General features: G+C 51.4%; 3 protein-coding genes and 1 pseudogene. 3 read left to right on the top strand and 1 reads right to left on the bottom strand.

All coding sequences use genetic code 11. From position 1 onward, the window contains the following. Nucleotides 1-292: 292 nt before the first annotated feature. A pseudogene (locus V7650_RS17995) lies at nucleotides 293-1,000 on the top strand (IS110 family transposase); the annotation flags it as partial. Nucleotides 1,001-1,359: 359 nt separating this feature from the next. Here V7650_RS17995 and V7650_RS17990 read toward each other — a convergent pair. Then, a complete protein-coding gene (locus V7650_RS17990) occupies nucleotides 1,360-1,935 on the bottom strand; it encodes a hypothetical protein (protein ID WP_335657588.1) in 576 nt (191 codons plus the stop codon). A gap of 219 nt (nucleotides 1,936-2,154) precedes the next feature. Here V7650_RS17990 and V7650_RS17985 point away from each other — a divergent pair, with 219 nt between their 5' ends. Both V7650_RS17985 and V7650_RS17980 read left to right on the top strand, forming a co-directional pair. Next, the gene (locus tag V7650_RS17985) at nucleotides 2,155-3,693 is read left to right on the top strand and encodes a putative bifunctional diguanylate cyclase/phosphodiesterase (protein WP_335657587.1); all 1,539 of its coding nucleotides are present in this window, start codon (nucleotides 2,155-2,157) and stop codon (nucleotides 3,691-3,693) included. A gap of 699 nt (nucleotides 3,694-4,392) precedes the next feature. Then, on the top strand, nucleotides 4,393-5,556 hold the full coding sequence (locus tag V7650_RS17980; protein ID WP_335657586.1) for a sensor histidine kinase: 1,164 nt from the start codon (nucleotides 4,393-4,395) through the stop codon (nucleotides 5,554-5,556). Nucleotides 5,557-5,693 lie beyond the last annotated feature (137 nt).

Raw genomic sequence — 5,693 nt, 5'->3', positions numbered from 1 at the left:
ATGAAGGATGCCATAGATTCATACTTTCACCGGTTTGGGAATCCCGAAAGTGAGTCAGCCTCAGCGCAGCTTGGTATAAAGGCAAGTTACGACCGGTACCAGGGTCATAATATATAAATGCGGCGACCGCGGGCAACTTAAGATTGTCCCGCATTAGAGGGCCAGAAAACGTCCGCGGACACGCATTGGCGCCGGTGATGAAACGAGCGGAAAAAACAAGACCAAGGAGAAGACAAATGGTGAAGTCAACCAGGACAATGCTTGCAATTGCGAGCGCAATTGCTGTGACGGGCTGTGCACGGTTCGTGACCGTCTGGTGCGCAGGCGTACCCAGCTATCCAATGCCATTCGCGGCCATGCCGGAGAATTTGGCCTAACGGTTGGCCGGGGTCTGTGTCATATTAGCAAGCTGTTCGAGCGGATCGCTGCCAATGAGGCGATACCTGCACTGGCGCGTGATATGTTCGCGCTGCTGGAAGATGAATATGTTCATCTGCAATCCGAACTTGAAGCCGTTGAAGCGAAGCTAATAGCCTGGCACCGCAGCAATGAATGCAGCCTCCGTTTGGCACAGATCCCCGGCGTTGGTCCGATTGGCGCATCATTGCTGTTGATGAAAACACCTGCGCCAAATCTGTTCCGTTCGGGCCGCGATTTTGCGGCCTGGATTGGCCTCACGCCAAGAGATCATTCTACTGGCGGCAAGCTCAGGCTTGGCAGGATAACGCGTGCGGGAGATGAAGCCTTGCGCAGCACGCTGGTACAAGGAGCGACATCGCTACTGTTCCAGGTACGGCTCGGCAAAAGCAAGCACGCCACAGCGTGGATGCTGGAGATGCTCGAACGCAAGCCGCCCAAGCTTGTCGCCATTGCGCTGGCCAATAAAATCGCCCGGATCGCTCGGAAGATGATGCTGACCGGCGAAACCTATCAGAATAAAGCTGCGCTGCCTGTAATGGCCCCTGCAGCCACAGAGATCAGCCTGTCACGGTGCGCTTAATATGAAAGCGACCGTGCAGAACTGATGCGTGAACTTGCAAGGAGACAGATGGTGTGATCGATCGATCCATGACGCGTGACACTCCGTGAATGGCAGTGGCTCTTGAAGCCGCTAAGCTGTTTGGAACACGCGCCGCGGAAACCAACTTGGCCAGCGTTTACAAACAAACGCACCAACAGGCCGGACATATGAGCGCAAGCGATCCGATCAAATTATCCCTCTCAACCCTTGTAAGAAGGAGGCCGTCCACATATGCCATTCAGCAGCCAGAATTTGCTCACGCTCGAACGGCGACAAATGGGTGGGTAGCGGAATGGCAGGTTCTGCGCAAAAAAATGGCATAGCTGCCATTCGACAAATCAGTTCACCAGATACACTGCAAAGATAGTATATATGCCTTCCTCACAGCCACCTCCAAACGAGCCAGCGTTGATGGCCTCGACCGCCATGTCAAGACTGGGAAACAGGCAATGCTCGTTAACTTGCAGCTCATCGGCTACCGAGTTGCAGGACAGCGGCGAGTGTTCGAGATAGTCTCCGAATACGACGACGTCATATCCAATCAGCGAAAGGGCATCATTGTCTGCTGGAGGTTCGACAGCATCTTCTACACCCGCTGAACGGGCAGGCGATCTCGGACGCCAAGAGGTTGCGTCAAACTTCCAACCATCTGACTCAAGTTCGTGTTCATAGGTTGTATAGTAGAACAGCCTGGCCCCACTCGTGTCGGCACCAGTTTTTTCCGCGAGCGACCGAAGCACGTCTGGACTGTTGGCAACCCCAAAGCTTTTGTGTTGCCACGCTTCCTGCACATCAACTACGTTGTCGTTAACACAGTCCGAAACGCTGCAAATGTCGTCGATGTGTTTGGAACCTCCACCGAGCCATCCGGGCGGCGGCACAACATGTTTCAGAAGATAACCAGCGGATAACATCTTAGCCACTTATCAACATAGCTTCATGCCCGCTATCAGGAAGTTCGATCAGTGCATCGAACGACAGCAAATGGGAAAGCAATAAGCCAATGCGGCCATTCGTTCAGAATTCGTCGGCAGGTATGCGCATTCCTCGACCGTTAATTGCATATCGGAATCCATATACCAGTTCTTAACGTAACACTGATATCGCGACAGTTTAAAAAGTTAGGATATGTAGTGACTTACGCGAAAAAACTAGTGAGTCAGGTTGCGACCGCTGCATTGACAATGATCGCGTTAGCAACGGTTGCAGCTGTTTTTGTTTCAGGGACAAGCCAAGCGCCGGTCGGTGAAACATTCCAATTTTTATTGCCGATTTTTATTAGTTTCGCGGTTGTCATACTTTTGATCATGACCTTGCTCTATTGCGAATTATCTAAAATATTGGAAGGCTTAGCTGCGAGAGAAGAAGCTGCAACACAAGTATCACTGCACGACCCGTTGACGGGGTTGAGCAACAAAACTCTACTTGTTGATAGGATTGAACAATCGCTCCGCCATATGAAGCGCGAAGGGGGGCACGGCGCTCTTCTGATGATCGATTTGGACGGTTTCAAGCAAATCAATGATGCATTTGGCCACACTAGTGGTGACGAATTAATCAAAGAAGTTGCCCAACGGCTTCTATGGCGTCTGCGAGAGGTCGACACTGTCGCGAGACTTGGGGGAGATGAATTTGCGGTATGGTTGTCAGATGTACCCACTTCTGACGGGGTAGAGACTGTATGCCGAGCTATCCTCAGCGATCTGATAGAAGTGTGTCCAATAGCTGACCAGCAAATTTATGTAAGCGCCAGTATCGGTGCAATTCATGCATCAGCAAGCGACGCTGTAGGTGACCTTTTGCGCAAAGCTGATTTTGCGATGTATGATGCCAAAGCTGATGGGCGCAACTGCCATAAAATCTTCACCGACGGGATGGATGCAGAAGTTAAAAGGCGCGGTCTGATCAAACAAAAATTAAGGCATACGTTGGAGAGTGAAAACGGCGCAGCGCTCGCAGTTCAGTTTCAACCTTTGATAAAGCGAGATTATTCAATCTTAGGAGTCGAATTGTTTTTGCGTTGGGACGACGCCGAGCTCGGTATTATTTCTCCCGCTGAAGTAATTCCTATAGCCGAAGATTGCGGCCTAATCGATAAAGTCAGTCAATTCGTTATTGACCAAGCTTGTTCAGCGGCGAAACGCTTCCCAGACCTACAGATTTCTGTGAATTTATCACCATCTCAATTTCGTGATGAAAATCTTGCTTGGCGAATTTCGGAACAAGTAAAGCGAAACGGTGTGAAATGCGGACAGATTGAACTTGAAATAACGGAACTTTTGCTACTTGCGCATAATCAAATATGCGGTCAAACCTTGCGGCAACTGCGCGAAGCCGGATTTCGCATCGCACTGGATGATTTTGGAACAGGGTATTCCTCTCTGAGTCACTTGCACGAGTTTGAGGTCGACACCGTGAAGCTTGATCGTGCGTTCATTCAATCAGCGAAGCGCGACAAGAGTTTGGCCATATTGCGTTCAACCGTCCAATTAGGCCACGCAATCAATCTTCGCGTAGTAGCCGAAGGGATAGAAAATGCAGAACAAGAGAATATTGCATGGAATGCAGGATGCGATCTCTGCCAGGGTAACCACTATGCGCCACCGATGGCAGCAAGCGCACTTGTGAATTTCGTTCAGAATAACAAAAGATTTTCCAGTCTCGTAGCTTGATGCTTTTGCGGCGTAGTTTACCGCTGCTATGGACCATATTGGATGCCCATACCCCGGCGGGAAGCTGACGAGCCGCTTTTATCTTCCATTTATTCAGATCGAAAGGCAACAATTGGGTGGTTTCCGGTCTGGCCGCTTTCAGGTGACGATAGGTTAAAGCGGACATCAGCGCGCTGACTGAAACTGGACCCATCGCGGGCTGTCCGCTTTTTGGGAGTCAGCTTAGTAAGCTGCCAGTTTGCCAATAGGGGCATGGAACACCTCGCAAGAACAAGAATTCCGGCTATCAACGGCCACCGGATCGAAGTGTCCGCTCCCCTGAAGAATTATATTTATTCCTTGGATTTTGGACTAGCTTCCAAAGCCGCAATATCGACCCGATCGAGAGCCGCGCGCCAAACCTCAATCGAATTGACGACCAAATTTCGGACCAAACGTGTCAGCGGGCTGGAATACCGTATTCTTACGGTATGCTGTAAAATAGCAGGTTAACGCCGCGCCCTATATACCATTCATTGCGAAATCTGGTCATTTCGCGCGGCGGCGGGTCATATTTTTGACCCGCCGTCAGTTCATTCTGACTACTCAGGTATGAACTGGCTTTTTTCGTGTAAACAAATGATGCTTGGTTTATGAAGGTTCAGGGTTCGAGGCCGACGTCGCATTTGGCATAGTGCGCGCCGCAGTAACGCAATTTGGATGGACAGAACAATCACCGACGATTTTGCAGGCGAGAGGAGCGAGCTGAGCCAGCGGGTCACTTCGGACGTTCAATTCAGCAAGATGTATGACCGTATCTCGCGGCTGGCTAAAATCGGTGTCTGGGAATGCGATCTGGCGACCGGAAACCTAACCTGGACCGACACGGTTTACGATCTATTCGGAATTCCGAGGGGGACGGCGATCAACCGGGAAGAGACGCTGAAGCTCTACGACGCCACTTCGCTTGTCGAGATGGAGCAGCTGCGCAGCGAAGCGATAAGAAATGGCACCGGTTTTACACTCGACATTTTGATTTGTACCGCCAGTGGCAAGCAGAATTGGATTCGCCTGACTGCGGACATCGAACAAGTCGATGGTAAATCGGTCCGCATTTTCGGGACGAAGCAGGATATCTCGGCGGAACGGGCAGCGCAGGAAAAACTACGCTCATTGCAGAACGAGCTGATTTACCTGTCCCGGGTGAGCGCGATGGAAGCGATGGCTTCCAACCTCGCTCATGAGGTCAATCAGCCATTGGCCGCTGCATCGAACTATTTATCGGCGGCTATCGGCAGGGTATCGCATGGGACAGTTACGCCAGACTTGGCCGAATGCCTGGATGCCGCCTTGCAGTCGACGTTGCGCGCCGGGAAAATCATTCATCTGCTACGCAAAACGAGTGGCAGAGTTCCTATTGTGAAGATAGAATTCGAACTGCAGCAAGTGGTAAAGGAAGCGCTGATCCTCGCGGCCGCAGAGACAACCAATCTGTCTATCTCGTGCGATATTGATCTCTCAGCGCCCATCATTGCCGATCGCGTTCAGATCCAGCATGTATTGACCAACCTGATCCGTAATGCCTCGGAGGCAGCCGCCGGGAAGGTATGTCACATCACTATCCGCAGTTCGCAAGTTGAGGGACAGGTCGAGATCAGGGTATCCGACACCGGCCCGGGTATTTCTGACGACATTCTTGCCAATGTTTTCGAATCATTTGTCACAACCAAACCGGAAGGTTTGGGCATTGGTCTTTCGATCTCGCGAACTATTGTCGAGGCGCACGGAGGCAATATCAAGGCAACAAACCTTCCGGGAGGAGGAGCATCGATTTCATTCACGCTCCCTCTCATGGCGAGGGCGCCGCTCTCGGGGTCCGATTGAGACTTTCGGTTTGCCGAAGGCCGGGAATCCATTGACGGGCCCGTCTGATTCCGTTGAATTTGAGAACGGCGGTGCAAAAGTCGGCCACGGTAGCGGCGGGATGAGCTTGCTGCGGGCGGTGTAAAAGTCGTCCACCT

It is taken from the genome of Parasphingorhabdus sp., from assembly GCF_036964565.1.
Classification (GTDB): Bacteria; Pseudomonadota; Alphaproteobacteria; order Sphingomonadales; family Sphingomonadaceae; genus Parasphingorhabdus.
The sequence above is the reverse complement of the archived record's forward strand: the minus strand, read 5'-3'. Positions and strand labels throughout refer to the sequence as shown.

Coding starts and splice junctions, on each gene's coding strand:
- V7650_RS17990 (WP_335657588.1), bottom strand. CDS start 1,935: ATGTTATCCGCTGGTTATCTTCTGAAACATGTTGTGCCGCCGCCCGGA.
- V7650_RS17980 (WP_335657586.1), top strand. CDS start 4,393: ATGGACAGAACAATCACCGACGATTTTGCAGGCGAGAGGAGCGAGCTG.